This window comes from Plantibacter cousiniae (nom. nud.) (genome assembly GCF_977070315.1).
The window spans coordinates 62835-83723 of sequence record NZ_CDRVEU010000013.1 but is presented as its reverse complement, the minus strand read 5'-3'; the positions used below and the strand labels follow the sequence as shown (position 1 = coordinate 83723).

The following is a 20889-nucleotide window of genomic DNA, read 5'->3' as shown; positions in this document are numbered from 1 at the left end:
TACTCGAAAATGCAGGAATTTGGAATCAGTGGGGCATGGGCTCAGGCCGACGCCGTATCGCGGTCAATCGCAATCATCTTGATGATCATGTCGGTGATGTCATGGAGCGTGCTTGTGGTCAAGTCCCTTCAACTGCTGCGCGTGCGCGGCATGATGCACCGAGCCCGGACCCAGTTTTGGCATGCCAGTAATTTCCAGAAAGGTGTCGAGGCACTGGGCCCTGCGCACAACAACCCTTTCGTGGAGCTGTCGATTGCCGGTCACGCCGCCGATGCGCACCAATATGAACGCAGCTCCGAGCTACACACGCGCTTCGATTTGAGCGACTGGCTTACTCGCTGCCTCAAGGACGTCCTGGACGACCGGGTCGCCAAAATGCAGTCCGGCCTCGCGATTCTCGCCTCAATCGGCAGTACTTCGCCGTTCGTTGGTTTGTTCGGTACCGTCTGGGGTATCTACCACGCCCTGGCAGTGATCGGCGCGAGCGGGGATGCCTCGCTTGCACAAGTTGCCGGGCCGGTTGGCGAGTCGTTGATCATGACCGCGTTCGGACTGTTCGTGGCCATTCCGGCGGTGCTGGGTTACAACGCCCTGGCGCGTCGCAACAAGGCGGTCATCCACCAATTGAGCCGCTTCGCACACGACCTGCACGCCTTCTTCCTGACCGGCGCCCGCGTCAACTTGACCGCCGCCGCTCCTTTTAGCGGCAAGCCCGCTGATCTTTCGTTAGCACCAAATGCGATCCGGGGCGCCGTCAAATCATGAGCATGTCCGGATCCTCTTTCGAAGGTGACGATGATCTCGTCACCGATATAAACATGACGCCGCTGATCGATGTGATGCTGGTACTGCTGATCATCTTCATCATTACCCTGCCTGTCATCACTCACGCGGTGAAGGTCGATCTTCCCCGCGGCGATACCCAGAGCTCGGTGCAGCAGGACGTAGCAGTCGATATCTCGATTACTGCCGACGGAACCATTCTGTGGAACAAGGAGCCGCTGGACGATCAGCAACTTCAGCAGAAAGTTGCCGAGAGCGCCGTATTGGTCCCGGCCCCGACCCTGCGCGTGTATGCCGACAAGGAAGTACGCTACGACCGCGTTGCTCACCTGCTCGCAACCGCACAAGGCGGTGGGCTGTCCAAGATCGACTTCGTTACCCAGGCTACCTCGCCCTAGGCAGTCGTACCTCGCCAAGGGGAAATGACTTCCCTTTGGCTGGTGCGAGAACCAAGGCCTGCGCACTGCCCACCAAGAACAATATGGTAAGCTTCACCCCATAGCCCATCAACGCTGTTAGACGCAAAAGACGAAACGGTCAGCGCGAGACGGAGCCTACATGGCCGAAGCATCTTCCTGCACTAGCAATTCCTCTCTCCAATGGACAGCCTTCTACGGCGATCCGCAACTTGCGCAGTTCTATTTCAATCGTCTTCGCTGGCATGCTAAAGCCGGACAGCTTCTTGTATCCCGACAACCGACATGGAGCGGCGGCAAGGGCACGATTAGCTCGGCGATGGTTCACAGCACCGACCCGGAAATATTCGAGCGGATGACCGGCTTGCCTTATTCCCTGGCTATGTTGCTGGAGATGCTTCAGCTCACAAGTTCAAACGACATCGACTTCATTGCGGACGCACTGCCCGCAGGCACCGCCACCCATAACATAGCCGCGCAAGTCATGCGGGACTGGTTCGCAGATCCGGCTTGTCGGTGGTCTGAACTGATCAACGACAAGCAAGTGGACGACTTACGCCTGGAGTGGATAGCGGCTTGCGAGAAGTGGCTGACCGGTCAAAACAGTAACGACGCCACCGAACTCAATCAACGCATGCGCGCGCTGCTAAGACCCAAGGATGCGATGAGCACCGTGCAGAACACTGTTCTTGAAAGCCTGATCGCCCTATCCCCTCCCCCCCCTACTAACAGTGCGGGCCGGTGGCGCAGCATCACGCTAGGGCGCGGCGTGCATTCGAAATTTATGGTGGCCCAGTTCGCCCTCGGCTGGACCACTTCTGATTTCGCCAAGGAGACCGAACTGTTCCAATGGTTCACCGAGCGGCAGAAACAAGAACCCGGTGGTCAGTTTACCGAGGCGACACTCAAGGTCGCTCAAGAGGAGTGGAGCCTCCTGCCCAAGGATCATGACTATATCGCCAAAGAGGAGTATTTTTTCGAGCACATTAACAGTGCACTGGCGCCCATTAATGAGCGGTTGCGTAACATTGTCCGCCGGCATTTTAAGGCCGGTCTCTGCCCGCCCGAGGAAGGTCAGATATCCGCAAGCCCACGTACAACCTATTGAAATACAATTGAAATATAACGGCTGAACGTCCGATTTGACTAAGTCCTGATGCCCGCTTTTCTATTCGCGGCTCCCACTCACCCTTGGCCCGCTTATTGCTTATGAGATTGTAGACACATATATCTACGCGGGTATCAATAATCATGATTGAGCAGACACTTCGCTCAACGGAACTGTTGGACGATGTTTTCCGTAGTGATTACCAGTGGTTGACACACAAGCTGCGCTATCGGCTTGGGTGCGGTGAAAGCGCCGAGGACGTCGCCAGCGAAACCTTCACGCAGTTGGCTGCCATGCCACGACTCGAAGAAGTTCGCGAGCCGCGCTCGATGCTGATCACCATCGCCAGCCGCGTTGCCTATGAAGTACGCCGTCGGAAAAAATTGGAGCGTGCGCACCTGTATTATCTGTCGCAGCGCCCCGAAGACAGCCATGCCTCTCCTGAGCGCAAGCAAATGCTGCTGCAAGAATTAGGCAGCATAGAGCAGGCATTGGACGGTTTGTCACCGCGAGCGAGTCAGGCCTTTTATTTAAGCCAGCTGGAGGGCCTGACTTACGCTGAAATCGGCGAACGCCTGGGTGTATCGGCCAGCATGGTCCGCCAATATATGGCCAAGGCCTTGCAGGTGTGCCGGGATATCGCCAATCCAGAAGCGAATTAATTTCGCGCAGCGCTGTCACTTTCCCGATCTCATTGCACATATAAGGTAATTCCATTGAAACGGATTACCTTCAGTGAGCCGCACACCCTCCCCTGCTGCCGAACGCCCGAGCATTATCGGGCTGTTGCTTCCTTATTGGCGCAGCGCTGATCGCTGGAAGGCACTGACGCTCCTGGCCGTCATCCTGACCATCAGTTTTACCACGATATACGCGCACATTGCCTTGAACGACGTTCACGGCAAGACGACCGACGCATTGATCAAGCTAGACTGGTCGCACATCAAGCCATTGCTACTGCTGACGTTTGGCTATGGCTTGATCACCGTGCTGATGCCCATCACTTCCACCATTGTCCAAGATTATCTGCAACTGCGCTGGCGGACCTGGATGACCCGTGGACTGCTGGACCGCTGGACCAGTCGCCTGACCTACTACAAGATTGAGCGCGACGACCTTCTCAGCAACGCGGACCAACGCATCGCCGAAGACACCCGCGAGTTTGTTGACAGTTCACTGAACCTTTTCATCAAGCTCGTTACTGTGGTCGCCGGGGTCATATCCTACACCGTCGTGCTCTGGTCTCTCTCCGGGACCCTAGAGTTCACGGTGATGGGCGTCGACGTCGCCATTCCGGGATACATGGTCTTCGCGGCTTACCTGTACTCCATCGCCCATCTGGCGGTAACCCACTGGTTGGGCAAACAGCTCATCGGCCTGAACAACCATAAACAAACGGTCGAAGCCGACCTGCGCTTCACGGGCATGCAACTGCGTGAAAACGCGGAGCAGATCGCTTTTTACAAAGGCGGTGCGCGCGAGGGCGGTCGACTGCAGGCGCGCTTTACCCGGGTACGCGATAACACGCTGCAGGTCCTGATACGCACCTTCAAGGTGATGTTCGGCCAGAGCACCTTTTCTCATGTGTTCAGCCTGCTGCCTACGCTGCTTGCACTTCCGCTGCTGTTGCAGGGCAAGATTAGCTACGGCGATATGATCAAGCTGATTGGCGCCTACGCCATGGTCACCAGCAGCCTTTCGTTCTTTCAACAGGCCTATCAGCAGTACGCGCAGTGGATGGCGTGGACAAACCGTTTGAGGGATCTGCACTGGACCTTCAACAAAGCCGAGTCGCAAGCCACTGATATCTCAGTTACGCAGACACAATCATCCACCTTGCGCTGTCAGCAGCTCACGCTGCAATCGCCTACCCATCACTCACTGACCAAGCTGTCCGATTGGCAGGTCGCCCCTGGCGAGCGCTGGCTAGTGCGCGGCCCGTCCGGGTGCGGCAAGAGTACCTTGCTGCGCGCCTGCGCCGGCCTATGGCCCTACGGCAATGGCAGCATCGAAACGCCCGCAAATGCCCAATCGATGTTTTTGCCACAGAAGAGCTACATCCCTGCTGGCACCTTGAAAGCCGCACTGTGCTACCCGTCCGACCCCGATCAATTCAGTGACGCGCAGTGTCGCCAGGCATTGACCGACTGCGCACTGGAGAGCCGTGCGGACTCTTTGACGACCAATGATCGCTGGCAGCACGTGCTTTCCGGCGGCGAGCAACAGCGCTTGGCCATCGGGCGGGTATTACTGCACAAACCAGACTTCATTTTCCTAGACGAGGCTAGCAGCGCTCTGGACCCAGCGACCGAACAGCGCCTTTACCAAACCTTGATTACCCAGCTACCGGACAGCGCCATCATCAGCGTTGCCCATCGCAAGTCTCTTGAAGACTTCCATCCACACCACCTCGATCTCGCTCGCCGCGCCGACGCCTGATTTGCCTTGGAGATTTACATGCCCCACACCACTATTGCAGCTACCGACGTGTCGCTCAAAGAATATCTAGCCAAAGCAGACGCTCCGATCCTGCTCGACCTATGGGCACCTTGGTGCGCACCGTGCCGTGCCCTGGCACCCACCTTGGAAAAACTGGCGGAAGAAGCCGGCGATGAACTCATCGTGCTCAAGGTAGATGTCGACGAGTACCCTGCGGTACGTGAACGGTATGCCGTGCGCGGCATTCCGACCATGATCCTTCTCAAGGGCGAAACCGAGCTGGCACGCCTTTCCGGCACTCAACCCCTGAGTAAGCTCAAACAGTGGCTGAGTGAACACGGCGCGCCGATCGAGGCCAAGGCAGCCCGGCCTACCCAGACGGCCCAGCGCTGGGGCGCGTTTTACGGTGATGCCCAACTTCGCGATTTCCTTGTGACGCGCATGAAACAACACGCCGATCAAGGTGATGTGCGCACTTCCCGAGCACCAGTCTGGATGGCAGGCAAAGGCACATTTGCCGCGACATTGGTACACAGCGAGAGCCTCGACGTATTCGAACGCGTCTCAGGCCTGCCAGCAAGTCTCGCTCCGGCTTTGGACTTTGTCGGCGCCTGCAACGAACAGGAAGTCAGTGCCCTGCTCGATGACCTGCGTATTGACACGGACCTTAACCATGCGGCTTTGCAGCTCCTGCAAAACTGGATGAGCGACCCGGCGCATCGCTGGACCGATGTGCTCGGCGAGCCGCAACTCGACGAATTACGTGTGCAATGGCTTGCGCTGTGCCAACAAGCGATGACCCAGCAAGCTCCTGCGGCGCAACAATGGGAGCAACTGCGTGAAGCCGCCGCTGCACTGGAGAACCCCAAGCACGATCCTCATCGGCAACTACAGGGCATGTTGGCCAACCTACTGACGCGGGTGTCGCCGCTGCCTGCCAGCAGCGATGGCCTGGCATGGAGCGCGGTATTCCAGGCCGCTGGGTGGTGCAGTCTGCATCTGCTGATGGACTCGATGGGCTGGACCGCCGTAGAGCGCGCAACACCGGCACTGCGCAGCAACTGGTTCCAGACCCACGAGCGCGAACTGGGTAATTTCAGCAAGGAGCAGCTGCAAGCTCATCGCGAACAGTGGAACGCCGAGAACGCCGAGTTTCTGATCAAGGAACAAGCGTTTCACGCCCAGTACGGCGAGAACGCCAAAGCGCCGAATCTTAGACGCATCGCCGCCCTTGCCCAGGCACTGGCCAAAGCTCCCCTTTACCTCCCGGCGTGACACGCAGACAGGATACCCAGATGTCTTTTACATTCGAACAAGCGCGCCTGGCGGCCGTCGCCGAGCAGTTGCTCGCATTGGCCAAGACTGGTGGAGCCACGGACGCCAAGGTACATCTTTCGACCGGCCAAGGCCTGAGCGTCAACATGCGCCAAGGCCGATTGCGAGCTCGCCGTGAAGAGGCGCACAACAGCGTCACCCTCACGGTGTACAGGGGGCAGCGGCAAGGCAGCACACAATCCACGGATTTCAGCGACACAAGCTTGAGCGAGATGGCACAGGCTGCCTGCGCTATCGCCACGCACACGGCTGAAGATCCCTGTGCCGGGCTCGCCGAAGCCACGGCAATGTGCTCTAGCCCGCGGGACCTGCAAATTTACACACCTTGGGAGGTGACATCGGAACAAGCCCAGCATCTGGCCGCGCGCATCGAGGCTGGCATGAACGATGTTGGCCAAGGCGTGGAAAGTGATAGTGCCACGGTCAGCGCCTTCCAGATGCACACCTTTCTGGCCAACAGCTGCGGCTTCGCCGATGGCTACGCCCAGTCACGCCATAGCCTGGGTGGCGCAGCCTTAGCTGGGGAAGGGTCCAGCCGACACTTGGGTTACTGGTCGAGCCAGGCACGGGCAAGTGAACTGTTGAAATCCCCCGAAGAGGTTGGTGCCAAAGCGGCACGCAAAGCGCTGAGTTACTTGAATGATCGCCCAGTGCAAACTGGGCGCTACCAGGTGCTGTTCGACCCTCATATGGCGATTTCGCTGTTGGGGGACCTGATCAACGGTATCACGGGCCGCGCCCTGTTCACCCAAAGCAGCTATCTACGCGACCGCCTTGGCACCCAGGTAATGGCCGACCACCTTACGTTGACTGAAGATCCGTACATCCTGGGCGGCATGGCGAGTGCGCCATTCGATGACGATGGCGTATCGGGGCAAAGCCGAGCGCTGGTGGAGAATGGCATCTTGCAGGGTTACCTGCTCTCCACCTATGCAGGCCGCCGCCTGGGCCTAGCGTCCACGGGCAATGCCAGCGGGCCGTACAACGTCGCGCTAAGCAGCCATCACACGTGCCCTGAAGACGGCTTCAACGCGATGCTGGCTCGTCTGGACACAGGTTTGCTGGTCACTCAACTCAATGGCGAAGGCACCCAATTGCTCAACGGTAATTACTCGCGCACCGCCAAAGGCTTCTGGGTAGAAAACGGCGTGATCATGCATCCGGTCACCGGAATCACCATCGCTGGAAACCTTAATGAGATGTTGAGCCAAATCACCGCGGTGGGTAGCGACCTTCAGACCCAAGGCAACTTCACCAGCGGGTCGGTACTCGTCTCGCAAATGCAAATAGGCGGGCGTTAAGTGACCGTGGAAAACCTCATGAACGATACCAACACCCCCGATAATCTCGCATTGGCCAGCGACAAACTCTTGGTGCCCAATGGCCTGGAGCTGAGCGACCTGCGCAAGACGCTCGACCAGGTCATGACCCACCGGGTGGACTTCGCCGACCTGTACCTGCAATCCATTCGCCGTGAAAGCTGGTCGCTGGAGAATAGCCAGGTCAAAGCCGGCAGCTTCAATGTTGATCAGGGCTTCGGGCTGCGCGCCAGCGAACTGGACCAGACCGCCTTTGCCTATTCGCAACAGATCACCCACAAACGCCTGAGCAATGCTGCCGATTCGGTTCGCAGCATTGCCGGCAAAGGCAGCAGCGCGCGGATGCCGCTTGTGGAAACGCGAATGATCGATCGCCCAAGTTATGGCACCGACGACCCCCTGCTGGGCTCCTCGGCATCGGCCAACATCGCGCTTCTCGAACAGGTCGAGCAGTACGCTCGCAGCGCCGACCCTCGTGTCACTCACGTTTCGGCAACACTGGAACTTAGGCATGAAATGATGATGGTGATGCGTCACGATGGGCGCCTGGCTGCCGACGTGCGCCCGCTGGTGCTGCTGTTCATACGCATCACCGTACAACACAACGGCAAACGGGAAGCGGCTACCGGTGGCATGGGTGGGCGCAATGGCTTCCTGCATTTCGAAGCGTCCACATTGCAGATCGAGGTCAAGCGTATCGTCGATAGCGCCTTGATTAACCTCGACGCAATACAAGCTCCGTCGGGTCAACTGCCTGTGGTACTGGCTAGCGGTTGGCCTGGCATGCTGCTGCACGAGGCAATGGGCCACGGCTTCGAGGGCGATTTCAACCGTACTGGCAGCTCCATCTACTCCTCGAAAATGGGGCAAAGCGTGGCCGCTCCAGGCGTCACTATCTATGACGATGCCACGGTACCTGGCTCGCGCGGCTCGCTGAACATCGATGATGAAGGTGAACCGGGGCAGCGTACCGCACTCATTCAAAAAGGCGTGCTGCGCAGCTATATGCACGACGATCTGAATGCCCGCTTGATGAAGCAACGCCCGACTGGCAACGGTCGCCGCCAGTCCTATGCGCACTTGCCCATGCCACGCATGACCAATACGTTCATGGAGCCAGGCGAGTACGCGCCGCAGGAGATCATCGAGTCGGTGAAACGCGGGGTCTATCTGCAGGACCTGGGCAGCGGCGAAGTGGATATCGTCAGCGGGCAGTTCTGCTTCCAGAGTGCCCTGGCCTGGCTGATCGAAGACGGCAAGCTAACCGCCCCGATACGGGGAGCGACCCTGACCGGCAGCGGTCCAGAGACGCTGCGCCATATCAGCATGGTCGGTAACGACCTGGCACTGGACCGCGGCCTAGCCATGTGCGGCAAAGCCGGCCAGCGTGTTCCGGTCGGCGTAGGCCAACCGACGTTGAAGATCGATAACCTACTGGTGGGCGGCACCGCTCGATAAACCATTGTTAAAAAAATGGGATCGGCACTGTCACTTTAGGATCCTCATTGCACTTTAGTAATAACTGCACTGAATGGCAGGATAATTTCGTAGTTCATCCGGGGATGTGAAGAATGGGGAATGCAACAGGTTTCAAGCGTTTCAAACCTTTGCCGTTGGCATTGGGTATATCGTTGGGCTTGAGCAGCATCGGTTATACCGAAATGACATTGGGTGCACCGCCACCTGCCACTATTACCCAACAGAGCTACTACGACTTACCTGCCGCTTCATTGCAAGAAACTTTGTCGCGTATCAGCAGCCAAAGTGGACTGGACATTCAAGTCAGCGTGCCGAATATTGGCGACTATAATGCACCGGCGATTAAAGGTAATTTGAATGCTGGCCAGGCGGTGGCTGCGGCTATTGCAGGAACTTCACTGACTTCTAGCACCACGCCGGATGGCAACCTTCTGATTTCAGCCCCTGCCCCGGTCGCTGCGTCCTATGCCCCTAGCAATGGCGCCATGCTCCCGGCAATCTCGGTCGAAGGTGCTCCCATCACCGAGGAATACGCTGCTACTGCCTCCAGCAGTGCAACCCGCACCAACACTGCGCTGCAAGAAACGCCGCAATCGATCAAGACCGTAACGCGCCAAGTGATTGAAGATCGCCAGACCACCAGCGTTGAAGATGCTCTACGCAATGCCGCGGGCGTGGTCGCGCAGGAAGGCAACCTCGGTACTACCACCTATTACATTCGTGGCTACGAGGTAACTCAGACCGCAACCGACGGTGTCAGCGGCCCCGAAACCCGTGGCGGGGTCCTGCTACCCTCCGCGCCTATCGACGGTGTCGAAAGCGTTGAGGTTATCAAGGGCCCTGCAGCCGTCATGTCCGGTAGCTCTTCGCCTGGCGGCACTATCAACATCGTGCGCAAGGCACCGGTCACCACCCCACTGCACGTAATTCGCCAGGAAGTCACCGACCGGGGCGAATACAAGACCGCCATTGATCTGGGCGGAGCGCTGACTGACGACAAGGCGTGGAGCTACCGCTTGAACTATGCTCGCCTTCGTTCAAGCGAAACCTATCCTGACTACAATGGCTCACGTGGTGACTTTTTCGCCCCGGTCATAGCCTGGCAAGGGAATTCCACCCGCATCAAGGTAGGCGCGGAGTTCAATGATTCCCGCTCCGCCCAGAATCTGGCAGGTACGTTCTACAATACCCGTACCGGAAAAATTGCTGATCTCTCCACGCCGCGGCTTGGTGACCAGGACGACCACATTTCATCGATCACTAAAACTGGCTACTACGAGCTGAACCAAGACCTCGCTGACGGCTGGACTTTCAACAGCAAGGCAACCTATTCGGATTCACACCTCAATTTCCAGATCTACCAGCCTTACGCCATTGCAGCGAACGGCACAATGGTGGTCAACCCCTTCACCTCGGTCAACAACGTCCGCTACTGGAGCACCCAGAACGACTTCAGGGGCACCTTCGACACGGGTCCGTTGAAGCATGAAGTGCTGATCGGGTTCGACTACATGCACTCCAACAACACCCAGTATGACGGTATTACCGGTCGAGGTCCTTTCATCGGTGGCAACGCCTATGATCCTGATTCTCAATCCTACCAACCCATCAGCACCACCGACCGCAAGAGCTACGAAGGCCGCAGCATTCAGCGCGGCCTGCTGATCCAGGATCAGATAACGATCATGGACAAACTCCACTTGCTGTTCGCCGGCAAGGAAGCCCAATGGCAAAATGAAACCCAAGTGGTAGGAAGGGCGGGATCCTCATTCGATCAGAAGAAATGGGTACCTAACTATGGGATCGCCTACGACCTGACCGATGAAATCACGGTCTATGCCAATCTCCTGAACGGGTTCAGCGGCTCTTCCAACGTAGACGTCAGCGGTACTCAGTTGGCACCGAGCGAAAGCAAGGCCAAAGAGCTGGGCGTTAAGTTCAGCCTTCTTGACGACCGACTGACCATTACCTCGGCAGTGTTCGATATCGAGCAGACCAACGTACCGGTGGCCAACCAGCTCGGGCAGTATCTGGGTACCGAAGGACGCATGAGCAAAGGCTTCGACTTTGATCTGAACGGGCAGTTGCTGCCAGGGTGGGACCTGACGTTCAGTTATACCTACTCGAAGTTCGAGGACCCAGCCATGGTCAATGGCCGCGTTAACAGAATCACTGGCCAACCGAAACAATCGGCCAACCTGTGGACGTCCTACCAACTTCAAGAAGGTCTCCTTAAAGGGCTCGGTGCAGGCATCGGCGTCACAGCGCAAAGCTCTTCGTGGAACGGGTTTCGCAACAGCACCTATTTCAACAACCCGGGGCGGGCACAAACCGACCTGTCGGTTTTCTACCGACAGAAAGAATGGTCGCTCACCCTGGGCGTGAAGAACGTGTTCGACCGGGATATCTACGCTTACAGTACCTCACCACTCTGGATCAATCAGAAAGAAGGACGTACGACTCGGTTAACGGCTGAGTATCGTTTCTAAAAGATCGCCAAGTGCATAGCACCGCCCCCATCAGTCATTGTTGTCACTATCACTGAGCTGCGTTTGCAATAACGCGACTGCGCGCGCATGCGCCTCAATGCTTATAACTATGATTCTACGTATTGAGGCGCAGGCTCGCTGATGCTCGGATTCTAACGTATTGGTCAGGAGCGCCCTATATGGCCACTTCACCCCCTCTTCAGCTGGACAAATTTGACAAAGCAATTCTCGAAACACTTCAGCATGATTGTAGCATTGCAATTGGGACGATAGCCGAACGAATAGGCCTGGGTAATACTGCATGCTGGCGGCGTATTCAGAAGCTGGAAGAAGACGGAATTCTTGGAAAACGTGTTGCTCTTCTTGATCGTGAGAAACTGAATGTTGGCGTAACTGTATTCGTCTCTTTGAAAACCAGCCAGCATTCTGCGCAATGGCTCAAGTCTTTCAACATCGGCGTGGCGGAAATTGCCGAAATCACGGAGCTGTACCGTATGGCCGGCGATACCGATTACCTGCTTAAAATGGTAGTTCCTGATATCAAGGGCTACGACAAAGTGTACAAGCAACTGATTCAGATACCCGGGCTGCTCGACATCAGCTCAAGCTTCGCCATGGAGCAGATCAAATACACCACTTCGCTACCGCTACGCTACGCCGTATGACGCCGGACAAGGAAAAACCCGACTCACCTCGAATCATTCTAATGGCGGGCTTCGAGCCATTTGGTGGCGCGTCGGTCAACCCTGCATGGGAGGCGGTGAAGTCAATGAATGGCGTAGAACTGGCGGCCGGCTACCAGGTCGTTACGTTGATGCTGCCATGTGTATTTGATGAGGCACGCCGAGTTTTGATCGATGCTACTAGAGCCCTTCAACCCCACATCGTAATCGCCGTAGGCCAGGCCGGTGGAAGGACAGATATTTCGATAGAGCGCGTGGCCATAAACATCGACGATGCTCGTATCGAAGACAACTCTGGCCAACAGCCGGTTGACACGGCTATCGACCCTGACGGCCCTGCGGCTTACTTTTCTACTCTGCCGATAAAGGCCATGATGCTCGCGCTGCGTGATAAGGGGATACCGGCCAGTGTCTCTAATACGGCCGGCACTTTCGTTTGTAATCATGTGTTCTATAGCATGATGCATTCGCTACGTGACCGACCGGACGCCAGGGCGGGATTCATACACATTCCCTATCTGCCTCAGCAGGCAGCCCAGTACCCCGGCGCGCCCAGCATGTCGGCAGAGCAGGTGACAGACGCCTTGCGCCTTGCAGCGCAGACAGCGGCCACCACCGAAATCGATATGCCGATCCCCGCGGGAGCCTTGCACTGACCGCTGTGCCTCGGCCACTCATGCAGGCCACCGCCACAGCGGGCCATCGAGCAAGCCGCCCTTCTCCTTTATCTGCGTTCGACCGTCGGGCTTCTCCAGTTCGAAACTCACCAGCTCTAAGGCGACCCGGAGCCCGGCCGACTCAATGATGCTGACGCCAAACGCAAGTAAGCCATGAAACGCTCACCGCTATTCACTCTGCTTTCAGGTCTGGGGATTGCCGCGGTGATGGTCCTCACCGCCGCACTGGTCGCCTGGATCGGCCGTACTGCGCTGGGTAGTTTCGAGGCATGGCAACAGGCAATTGAATCCGTACGACCTTATCTGCGGTGGTGGCGTGCTCTGCTCTACGGCGCCCTCTTTGCGCTCTGGTGGGATCTGCTTCGGCGCTACCGACATCGACCACAGGATCGACTGCGCGTGTGGCGCATCGGGGCATTAGGGCTCGTGCTTTTTACCTGCGTCGAACTCACCCGACTGTGAGGCACCATCATGCTCTTGAGCACCAACAGCTACCTGGAGTTTTACCTCTCCCTGCTGGCCTGGATCATCAACAACGGCCTCTGGAGCGTCCTGTCCGACACCGGGCTGTTCGCCACGCCCTTCGGAGCAATCATCCTGCAAGAATGGCTGTCGGCCCGTCAGCAAGGCGCGGATGAAGGCAACAAGGGACTGCTTTCAGTGCCGCGGATCGAGAACCGGTTGTGGCTGGCCTACATCGTCGTATTGTTCGGCTGGCCGAACAGCTCACTACCCTTGTCGTTGCTGTTAGTCATAAACATACCCGTTTGCCTATCCCTTATCTTAAGGGGGGGACGGTGTCCTGTCTTTCATGGGGCTCGTTCACGCAGTTCGTACCCAATATTCTGCTTGACGCTTGAATTTCATACATTGCAAATGAAGACGCCATCAAGATGATATTACGCTAAGCTGGACGCAATGAGGCGGTACCAAAGGATAGGATATGGCATCGGCCAGGCAGGATTTTGAGCGTTTTGTGGGATGGCTTTATCAGCCTGAAAAAGACATCCATGCGGATGTCCGTCGTCTAGCTGCCTTGGTTTTGTCGAAATTCGATGAATTGGTTGGGACCTCGCGTCAACGAAGCCAGCGATCCATATACCTAGTTGAGCTGATTCGACGAGAACTCGTGGGTACCGCAGATATTGCTCCGGTCGTCGCAGTTGCTCAGGCTGATCTCGGGATATGGCCTTGGGCGAAACTTCGACATCTGACACTCGGTCCATTTCGAGGCTTTCGAGCAGCCGAGCCATTCGACCTCACCAAGCAAATCGTCCTTTTCTACGGCCCCAACGGTAGCGGCAAAACCAGTCTGTGCGAAGGACTGGAATACGCGCTCTTGGGAGATGTCGAAGAGGCGGGAAGCAAGCGCATTGCAGCCCGCACTTATCTCGCCAATGTCCATGATGGGCGATTCAACGCACCAATACTGAAAGCGACCGATCAGCAAGGGCGAGAAGTAAATGTCGTTGCCAACGCTGACACCTATCGTTTCTGCTTCGTAGAAAAGAACCGGATCGACGCGTTTTCCAGAATCGCCGCACGCCCCAATGCCCAACGAGCGGAACTCACTGCCACTCTCTTCGGCATGGATCAGTTCAATGAGTTCGTGGGCCATTTCAATGAGAGCATCGATGGGCAGCTTATCCTTCTCGGCGAACAACAGACCACATTGACTGCTCGCCGAAATGCGTTGGCAGCAGATAGAACGACCGTTGAAAATGAGGCAGCATCCCAGCAAGCACTGGCGGAAGAAGAGGCAGCCCTAGCGAAGGAGTACGACGCCGAGATCACATATGACGTGCTTAAAGAGCTTATCGGTACCGGCGAAACTCCGGGTCGCCTTCAGGAACTCGAAGCGATTTTGGAAGCGGTACCGCTTAATGTGCTCGGCGTAACGCGCCAGGACCTTCTAGATGCTTTTGAGAAAACACACAAATGTGATGAGGAGCTCAAAGACATCGTTGAAGCTCTTCGCGCCAGAAGCGACCAAGTGTCTTTTAAGGCGCTTTATGACTCGGTCCTGGCCCTACAAGAAGTCGTGGGAGACCGGTGCCCGGCCTGTGACACCCCACTGAAAGGTCAGACTCACGTAGCTGCGGATCCATATCTAAGGGCGGGTGAAGGCCTTAAACAGCTTGAAGAGCTTGGTGTTCTCCAGGAGCAGCAGCAGGTTACACAGACCACGTTTGGGCAAGCGTCACGTGAGTTGCGCCAGATGTTCAGTCCCGTCGCCGCTTTCATCGATGCCCAGCCCGGAGAAAATAAGGCCATTTCCCAGTGGATTGGTCAGCTTCCAGAAGAACCGGTTGAACGTTGGTGGTCAAGCATCTACCCCCAAACGGTAGTGATTCAAGACGCACTACCGTCCCTTGATGAAATACTGTCTGTGGTGGATCGCATGGCAGCACAGGACGTTGCGTCGTTGCAAGCTCAGCAGGATCGCCAGCCGCATATTACGGAGCGTCGACGGCTCAACGAATTCCAGCTCAAGGTTCAAGCCCAGAATCTCAAGAGACAGCAACTGCAAGAGAACGTTGAGGCTGCAAATAGCCGTATCAATGCATTCGACGAAACAAATGCTGAGCTAATCGCCCAAGCGAACCAAGAGATTCTCGACATAGAGCGGGATACCCCCTTCAAGGGGACCTATGACCGATTTCTTGTAGAACTAAGGTCCTATAGGGATCAACTCCCGGGGCAGTTGATAGCAGGACTCAACGACGCAGCCAAGGATCTTTACAACGCATTCAATCGCAACGATCGGGATGAGGACAAATTATTCGCACTACACCTTCCAATTGGAGGTGAAGGGAAGATTGAGATCTGCTTTCAAGGTAATCCGGGCGCTCGGGTCGATGCACTTCACATACTTAGCGAAGGCCATATTCGATGCCTCGGGTTGGCAATCCTCATGGCTAAGGCGAAAAGCATAGAATGCCCTGTCATCGTCTTCGACGACGCCACCTGTGGTTCGCCAAACAGATGATCAAGGAAGGTCTGCTCGACAACCCGCTGTTCCAGCTGTGCCTGGGTATTCCATGGGGCGCACCCGCCGACACCACCACCATGAAAGCCATGGTCGATAATCTGCCCGCCGATGCGGTGTGGGCGGGCTTTGGTATTGGCCGCATGCAGATGCCGATGGCCGCGCAAGCGGTGTTGCTGGGCGGCAACGTCCGGGTCGGTCTGGAGGACAACCTGTGGCTGGACAAGGGCGTGCTCGCCACCAACGGTCAATTGGTGGAACGCGCCAGTGAAATTCTCAGCCGCCTGGGCGCACGAGTCATGACCCCGGCAGAAGGCCGCATCAAGATGGGCCTTGCCAAGCGCGGCTAATGCCTTCAGGACATAAAACCCTGTGATTGAATCACCGCACTCTTCAGGATCGTCGCCATGAGCTTTATCACTGAAATCAAAACCTTCGCCGCTCTTGGCAGCGGCGTCATCGGCAGTGGCTGGGTATCCCGCGCCCTCGCCCATGGACTGGATGTGGTCGCCTGGGACCCCGCGCCCGGCGCCGAAGCAGCGTTGCGTAACCGTGTCGCCAATTGCTGGGGTGCGCTGGAACAACAGGGTCTGGTACCGGCCTGGCCGTTGCCCTGGTGGAAGACTCGGCCGAGCGCTCGTTCATCTCCTATGTGGGCGCTGAAGGTGGTTTGTCTGCCGATGACCTGAAAGGCGTGCAGGTCAGCGCCGAAGATTACGTAGTTGTCAGCGGCTACAGCCTGGCACACAAAAACAAGGTCACGGCCCTGCTCGCCTGGCTGGACGGATTGCCCGGCGGCACTACCGTGGTATTCGACCCAGGCCCATTGGTTGATGCGCTTCATGGCGTCGAGATGCGCGCCGTACTTCCTCTTATCAGCGTATGGTCCAGCAACTGCGAAGAAGCCCTGCGCTTCACGCAAACCCGGACGCCCGCCGACGCGCTCCACCACCTGGCGTCCATTCTGCGCGAAGATGCGCTCATAGTGATTCGTGACGGCCCCGCAGGTTGCTGGGTCCACCATGCCGGACAGACGCGACACATACCCGGCTTTGCCGTCACGGCAATCGACACCAATGGAGCCGGCGACGCCCACGCGGGTGTGCTGCTGGCCGAGTTGGCCAGAGGCAGCAGTGTCGACCGCGCGGCGCTGCGCGCCAATGCGGCAGCAGCGATTGCGGTCACACGCCGGGGGCCGGCGACGGCGCCTGGCCGTGAGGAGGTAGATGCGCTGGTGGGGGCCGATTTTTAGGCTGGCTTGAGCTCGCTGTGCTCAACCAGCCAGACCACACTCCCGGTCCAGCCGGCTGCCCCGTGCAAAACCATGAGCACCTGCGCGCAGTGCGATCACCAGACTTAGCAACAACAGCATCAGCAAGACCCAAGGAAAGGAACCTGCTCCCCATTGGCCAAGCAACACGCCACCCAGTAACCCTCCGCCTGCGATGGCGCTGTTCCAGACCACGACGTTCATCGAAAGCGCGACATCTGCGCCCTCACCTGCCGCATCGGCGAGCGCAGTTTGCAGCAACGTGGCGGCACCGCCGAAGGTCAGCCCCCAGATGAAAGCGCCGATGTAAATGGCCGTTGCAGAGCCAGAAAACACGCCGAAGAACACTGACACCGCTGCGAATGTTGCCAGGCTGGCAAGTACTGTCTTGCGCAAATGTCGATCAACCAGCCGTCCCGTGACCCAGATGCCGGCCAGTGCGGCGACCCCGAATGCCAGCAATACCAGGTCCACATCATTCGCCAGCCCCGCCGCGGAAACGAAGGGAGCGACGTAGGTATAAAGCAGGTTGTGAGCCAGCATCCAGGTGAACACAACGCCCAGCACCGAGCGTACGCCGGGCGTGAAAAAGACCTGACGTAACGCCATGCGCTGTGCGGAGGACTTGCCGGAATAGTCCGGCACTTTGACCAGCACCCAGATGATCAGCAGCACGGTCATCCCGGACATCAAGCCAAACGCCATGCGCCAGCCCATGAACCCGCCAAGCCAGGTTCCCAGAGGCACGCCCAGCGACAAGGCAACGGGCGTACCGACCATCGCCACGGCCAGTGCACGGCCTTGCAGTTGCGGGACCACCATGCGCCGTGCGTAACCGGCGATGAGGCTCCAGGCCAGGCCCGCCGAGACGCCGGAGAAAAACCTTGCGATCAGCGTCAGTCCGTAACTGGACGACAACGCAGTGACGCTATTGAAAACCAGAAAGCCGGCAATCGTCACCAGCAAGACCGTCCTGCGCCGCCAGCTTTGCGTCGCGATCGTCAGCGGAATGGCGGCCAGCAATGAGCCCAACGCATAAACAGTCACCATCTGCCCGGCAAACGATGCGGACACCTCCAACCCGTCGGCGATCTGCGGCAACAAACCTGCCGGCAAAGTCTCGGTGACAATGCAGATGAAACCCGTCATTGCCAGCGCCAGCAACGCCCCCAGCGGGAGTGTTTCGCCCTGCTTCTCATCTGTAATCATTGAAAAACCCTCACTAATATACTGATCGGTACAAATATAGGCAGATGGAGTCAGGTGGTCAATGACTTATGTATCGATTAGTATTTAAGTAATTCCGTAGGAGACTCGACATGGCACAGCTGGGGCGTCCGCGTACATTTGACCGTGACTTGGCGATCACCCAGGCGCTACACCTGTTTTGGGAGCACGGCTACGACGCAACTTCCCTAAGCCAGCTCAAGGCAAACATAGGTGGCGGCATCACGGCGCCGAGCTTTTACGCAGCGTTTGGCTCTAAAAACGCCCTGTTCAATGAAGTGATGGAGCGCTACCTCGACACCTACGGCCGAGTCACCGACAGCCTGTTCGATACGACCCTGCCGCCCAGAGACGCGATTGAAATCACCCTTCGTCGCTCAGCGAAAATGCAGTGTGAGCCTGGGCATCCTAAAGGGTGTCTGGTGGCGTTGGGGCTGATGAGCGCCTGCTCGGACGAGAGCAAGGCCATTTCCGAACCCCTTGCTCGGGCCAGGGATCTGAACCGCACAGGTATCGTGGCCTGCATCCAGCGCGCCGTTGCGGCAGGCGAGTTGCCCGCAACGGTAATACCGGAAACGCTCGCGGCCGTGTTTGACAGTTTTCTTCTGGGCTTGTCTACACTGGCGCGCGACGGTGTCCCACATGCCACACTGGACGCCGCAGTGACCCAGGTGATGAGACTGTGGGACAGCCTGGGCAGTGTTGCCGACAATCATTGACCCTGAAGCTCAATATGGAAGAGGTTCGGGAGGCGTCGAGGACGCCAGACTCTTTGCACTGATTTTTTTGGAGAACACCATGCTTCGCGCGTTTGAAAAATGGCTTGACCCCTTCCCGCCTGACGAAGTGCCGCCACCACCTGACGGCCTGGCACGGTTTCTCTGGGCCTGCACGCGAGGGGCACGCGGTTACATCCTTGCGTTTGCGCTGCTGTGTGCCGGTGTGTCGATTTACGAAGCCTGGCTGTTTTCCTTCCTCGGGCAGGTCGTGGATCTGTTGTCCACGTGGCAGGCTGGCGGCGATACGGCCGCGCAGGAAAGCAGCGTGCTGTGGGGTATTGGCCTGGTATTGCTGAGCAGCATCGTGCTGGTGGCATTGCGCACGATGGTGCAGCACCAGGTATTGGCGATCAACCTGCCCCTGCGGTTGCGTTGGGACTTCCACCGATTGATGTTGCGGCAAAGCCTGTCTTTCTTCTCCGATGAGTTCTCCGGCCGCGTCACCACCAAGGTGATGCAGACAGCGCTGTCGGTGCGCGAGGTGCTGTTCACCATCATCGAAATCGTCCCCGGTATCGGCGTCTATTTCATCGCGATCATTGCCCTGGCCGGCGCCTTCGATTTGAAGCTGATGCTGCCTTTCCTTGTCTGGCTGATGCTGTTCGGTCTGGCCATGCGCTACTTCGTACCACGCCTGGGCAAGGTCGGGCAGGAGCAGGCCAACGCGCGCTCATCGATGACCGGACGTGTCTCGGACGCCTACACCAACATCACCACAGTAAAGCTGTTCTCCCATTCCAAGCGTGAAGCGCATTTCGCGCGCGCGGCGATGGAGGACTTCAAGCTCACCGGCTTGCGCCAGATGCGTCTGGTCAGTCAATTCGAAATCGTCAATCAGGCCCTGGTGGTCGCACTGATCATGGGTGCTGGCGGTTACGCCCTGTGGCTGTGGCACCAGGGCCAGGTCGGCACCGGTGCGGTTGCGGCGATCACCGCCATGGCGTTGCGCATCAACGGCATGTCGCACTGGATCATGTGGCAGATGACCTCGTTATTCGAGAACATCGGCACCGTCCAGGACGGCATGCAAACCTTGACTCGCGGTCCCAAGGTTCAGGATGCGCCGGACGCGAAGGCTTTGGTCACCCGAGGCGGCGCGGTCACCTTCGATAACGTGAGCTTCAATTACAACGGCGAACGCCAGGTACTGGATGCCCTGAGCCTGAGCATTCGTCCAGGTGAAAAAATCGGCCTGGTGGGTCGCTCCGGCGCCGGGAAGTCCACGCTCATCAACCTCCTGCTGCGCTTTTATGACGTGGACAAGGGCTCGATCAGTATTGATGGGCAAGACATTGCGCACGTTACTCAGGACAGCTTGCGCAGCGCCATCGGCATGGTCACGCAGGACACCTCGCTGCTGCACCGCTCCATTCGCGACAATATCGCCTACGGACGTCCCGATGCGACCGATGAGCAAATCCGTAGCGCTGCGGCGAGTGCGCAAGCCGACGGGTTCATCAGCCAGCTGAGCGACAAGCAAGGCCACAGTGGCTACGACACGCTGGTGGGTGAGCGCGGTATCAAGCTGTCGGGCGGCCATCGCCAACGCGTCGCCATCGCCCGGGTGATGCTCAAGAACGCCCCGATCCTGCTGCTCGACGAAGCCACCAGTGCGCTGGACTCGGAAGTCGAAGTGGCAATCCAGGAAAGCCTCGATGAAATGATGCAGGGCAAGACGGTGATCGCCATCGCCCACCGTCTGTCCACGATTGCCGCCATGGACCGGCTGATTGTCATGGACGACGGCCGCATCATCGAACAAGGCACTCACGCCGAACTGCTGGGTAGAAACGGTACCTATGCGCGGCTGTGGCAGCACCAGAGCGGCGGGTTTCTCGGGGAGGATCAGGGTGTGGCCGATATCATCGATTAGGCAGACTGACCAATAGCCCGGCC

Annotated in this window: 20 protein-coding genes; 19 read left to right on the top strand and 1 reads right to left on the bottom strand. The window is 57.7% G+C overall.

The genetic code is table 11. The annotated features are described in order from the left end of the window. Nucleotides 1-9: 9 nt before the first annotated feature. The 17 genes from ACW55A_RS22525 to ACW55A_RS22445 all read left to right on the top strand — a co-directional run bounded on the left by ACW55A_RS22525 (nucleotide 10) and on the right by ACW55A_RS22445 (nucleotide 16969). Complete coding sequence (locus ACW55A_RS22525) at nucleotides 10-765, top strand: MotA/TolQ/ExbB proton channel family protein (protein WP_410930290.1); 756 nt, start codon at nucleotides 10-12, stop codon at nucleotides 763-765. Then, nucleotides 762-1181, top strand: coding sequence for an ExbD/TolR family protein (locus ACW55A_RS22520; RefSeq protein WP_410930289.1), 420 nt, complete (start codon nucleotides 762-764; stop codon nucleotides 1179-1181). The genes ACW55A_RS22525 and ACW55A_RS22520 overlap by 4 nt, the downstream gene beginning before the upstream one ends. A gap of 160 nt (nucleotides 1182-1341) precedes the next feature. Continuing rightward, complete coding sequence (locus tag ACW55A_RS22515; RefSeq protein WP_498811186.1) at nucleotides 1342-2307, top strand: hypothetical protein; 966 nt, start codon at nucleotides 1342-1344, stop codon at nucleotides 2305-2307. Nucleotides 2308-2450: 143 nt separating this feature from the next. Further along, on the top strand, nucleotides 2451-2969 hold the full coding sequence (locus tag ACW55A_RS22510) for a sigma-70 family RNA polymerase sigma factor (protein ID WP_498811185.1): 519 nt from the start codon (nucleotides 2451-2453) through the stop codon (nucleotides 2967-2969). 73 nt (nucleotides 2970-3042) lie between these two features. Further along, nucleotides 3043-4746 carry an ABC transporter ATP-binding protein/permease gene (locus ACW55A_RS22505; protein ID WP_498811184.1) on the top strand — a complete coding sequence of 568 codons (1704 nt, stop codon included), beginning with the start codon at nucleotides 3043-3045 and terminating at the stop codon, nucleotides 4744-4746. An 18-nt stretch (nucleotides 4747-4764) separates the two neighbouring features. Next, nucleotides 4765-6021 carry a thioredoxin family protein gene (locus ACW55A_RS22500; RefSeq protein ID WP_498811183.1) on the top strand — a complete coding sequence of 419 codons (1257 nt, stop codon included), beginning with the start codon at nucleotides 4765-4767 and terminating at the stop codon, nucleotides 6019-6021. A 20-nt stretch (nucleotides 6022-6041) separates the two neighbouring features. Further along, on the top strand, nucleotides 6042-7382 hold the full coding sequence (locus ACW55A_RS22495) for a TldD/PmbA family protein (RefSeq protein WP_498811182.1): 1341 nt from the start codon (nucleotides 6042-6044) through the stop codon (nucleotides 7380-7382). 18 nt (nucleotides 7383-7400) lie between these two features. Next, on the top strand, nucleotides 7401-8858 hold the full coding sequence (gene tldD / locus ACW55A_RS22490) for a metalloprotease TldD (protein ID WP_498811181.1): 1458 nt from the start codon (nucleotides 7401-7403) through the stop codon (nucleotides 8856-8858). A 113-nt stretch (nucleotides 8859-8971) separates the two neighbouring features. Continuing rightward, on the top strand, nucleotides 8972-11368 hold the full coding sequence (locus tag ACW55A_RS22485) for a TonB-dependent siderophore receptor (RefSeq protein ID WP_498811180.1): 2397 nt from the start codon (nucleotides 8972-8974) through the stop codon (nucleotides 11366-11368). A gap of 179 nt (nucleotides 11369-11547) precedes the next feature. Further along, nucleotides 11548-12033: an Lrp/AsnC family transcriptional regulator gene (locus tag ACW55A_RS22480; protein ID WP_498811179.1), complete on the top strand. Its 486-nt coding sequence runs from the start codon at nucleotides 11548-11550 to the stop codon at nucleotides 12031-12033. Beyond that, a complete protein-coding gene (gene pcp / locus ACW55A_RS22475) occupies nucleotides 12030-12707 on the top strand; it encodes a pyroglutamyl-peptidase I (protein ID WP_498811178.1) in 678 nt (225 codons plus the stop codon). The genes ACW55A_RS22480 and pcp overlap by 4 nt, the downstream gene beginning before the upstream one ends. Nucleotides 12708-12881: 174 nt before the next feature. Next, complete coding sequence (locus ACW55A_RS22470) at nucleotides 12882-13190, top strand: hypothetical protein (protein WP_061434187.1); 309 nt, start codon at nucleotides 12882-12884, stop codon at nucleotides 13188-13190. A gap of 9 nt (nucleotides 13191-13199) precedes the next feature. Then, a complete protein-coding gene (locus ACW55A_RS22465) occupies nucleotides 13200-13625 on the top strand; it encodes a hypothetical protein (RefSeq protein WP_498811177.1) in 426 nt (141 codons plus the stop codon). A 46-nt stretch (nucleotides 13626-13671) separates the two neighbouring features. Further along, nucleotides 13672-15717, top strand: coding sequence for an AAA family ATPase (locus ACW55A_RS22460; RefSeq protein ID WP_498811176.1), 2046 nt, complete (start codon nucleotides 13672-13674; stop codon nucleotides 15715-15717). Next, a complete protein-coding gene (locus ACW55A_RS22455; RefSeq protein ID WP_498811175.1) occupies nucleotides 15714-16067 on the top strand; it encodes a beta-keto acid cleavage family enzyme in 354 nt (117 codons plus the stop codon). The genes ACW55A_RS22460 and ACW55A_RS22455 overlap by 4 nt, the downstream gene beginning before the upstream one ends. Nucleotides 16068-16124: 57 nt before the next feature. Further along, nucleotides 16125-16406 carry a hypothetical protein gene (locus tag ACW55A_RS22450; RefSeq protein WP_498811174.1) on the top strand — a complete coding sequence of 94 codons (282 nt, stop codon included), beginning with the start codon at nucleotides 16125-16127 and terminating at the stop codon, nucleotides 16404-16406. Next, entirely contained in the window at nucleotides 16334-16969 is a 636-nt protein-coding gene (locus tag ACW55A_RS22445; RefSeq protein ID WP_498811173.1) for a PfkB family carbohydrate kinase, read from the top strand. The genes ACW55A_RS22450 and ACW55A_RS22445 overlap by 73 nt, the downstream gene beginning before the upstream one ends. Nucleotides 16970-16990: 21 nt before the next feature. Here ACW55A_RS22445 and ACW55A_RS22440 read toward each other — a convergent pair whose 3' ends face one another. Continuing rightward, nucleotides 16991-18196 carry an MFS transporter gene (locus ACW55A_RS22440; RefSeq protein ID WP_455809000.1) on the bottom strand — a complete coding sequence of 402 codons (1206 nt, stop codon included), beginning with the start codon at nucleotides 18194-18196 and terminating at the stop codon, nucleotides 16991-16993. 110 nt (nucleotides 18197-18306) lie between these two features. Between ACW55A_RS22440 and ACW55A_RS22435 the strand changes: the two genes are divergently transcribed. Both ACW55A_RS22435 and ACW55A_RS22430 read left to right on the top strand, forming a co-directional pair. Further along, nucleotides 18307-18933 (top strand): TetR/AcrR family transcriptional regulator, encoded by a 627-nt coding sequence (locus tag ACW55A_RS22435; RefSeq protein WP_003364386.1) that lies wholly within the window; start codon nucleotides 18307-18309, stop codon nucleotides 18931-18933. Nucleotides 18934-19012: 79 nt separating this feature from the next. Further along, on the top strand, nucleotides 19013-20866 hold the full coding sequence (locus ACW55A_RS22430; protein ID WP_498811172.1) for an ABC transporter ATP-binding protein: 1854 nt from the start codon (nucleotides 19013-19015) through the stop codon (nucleotides 20864-20866). Nucleotides 20867-20889 lie beyond the last annotated feature (23 nt).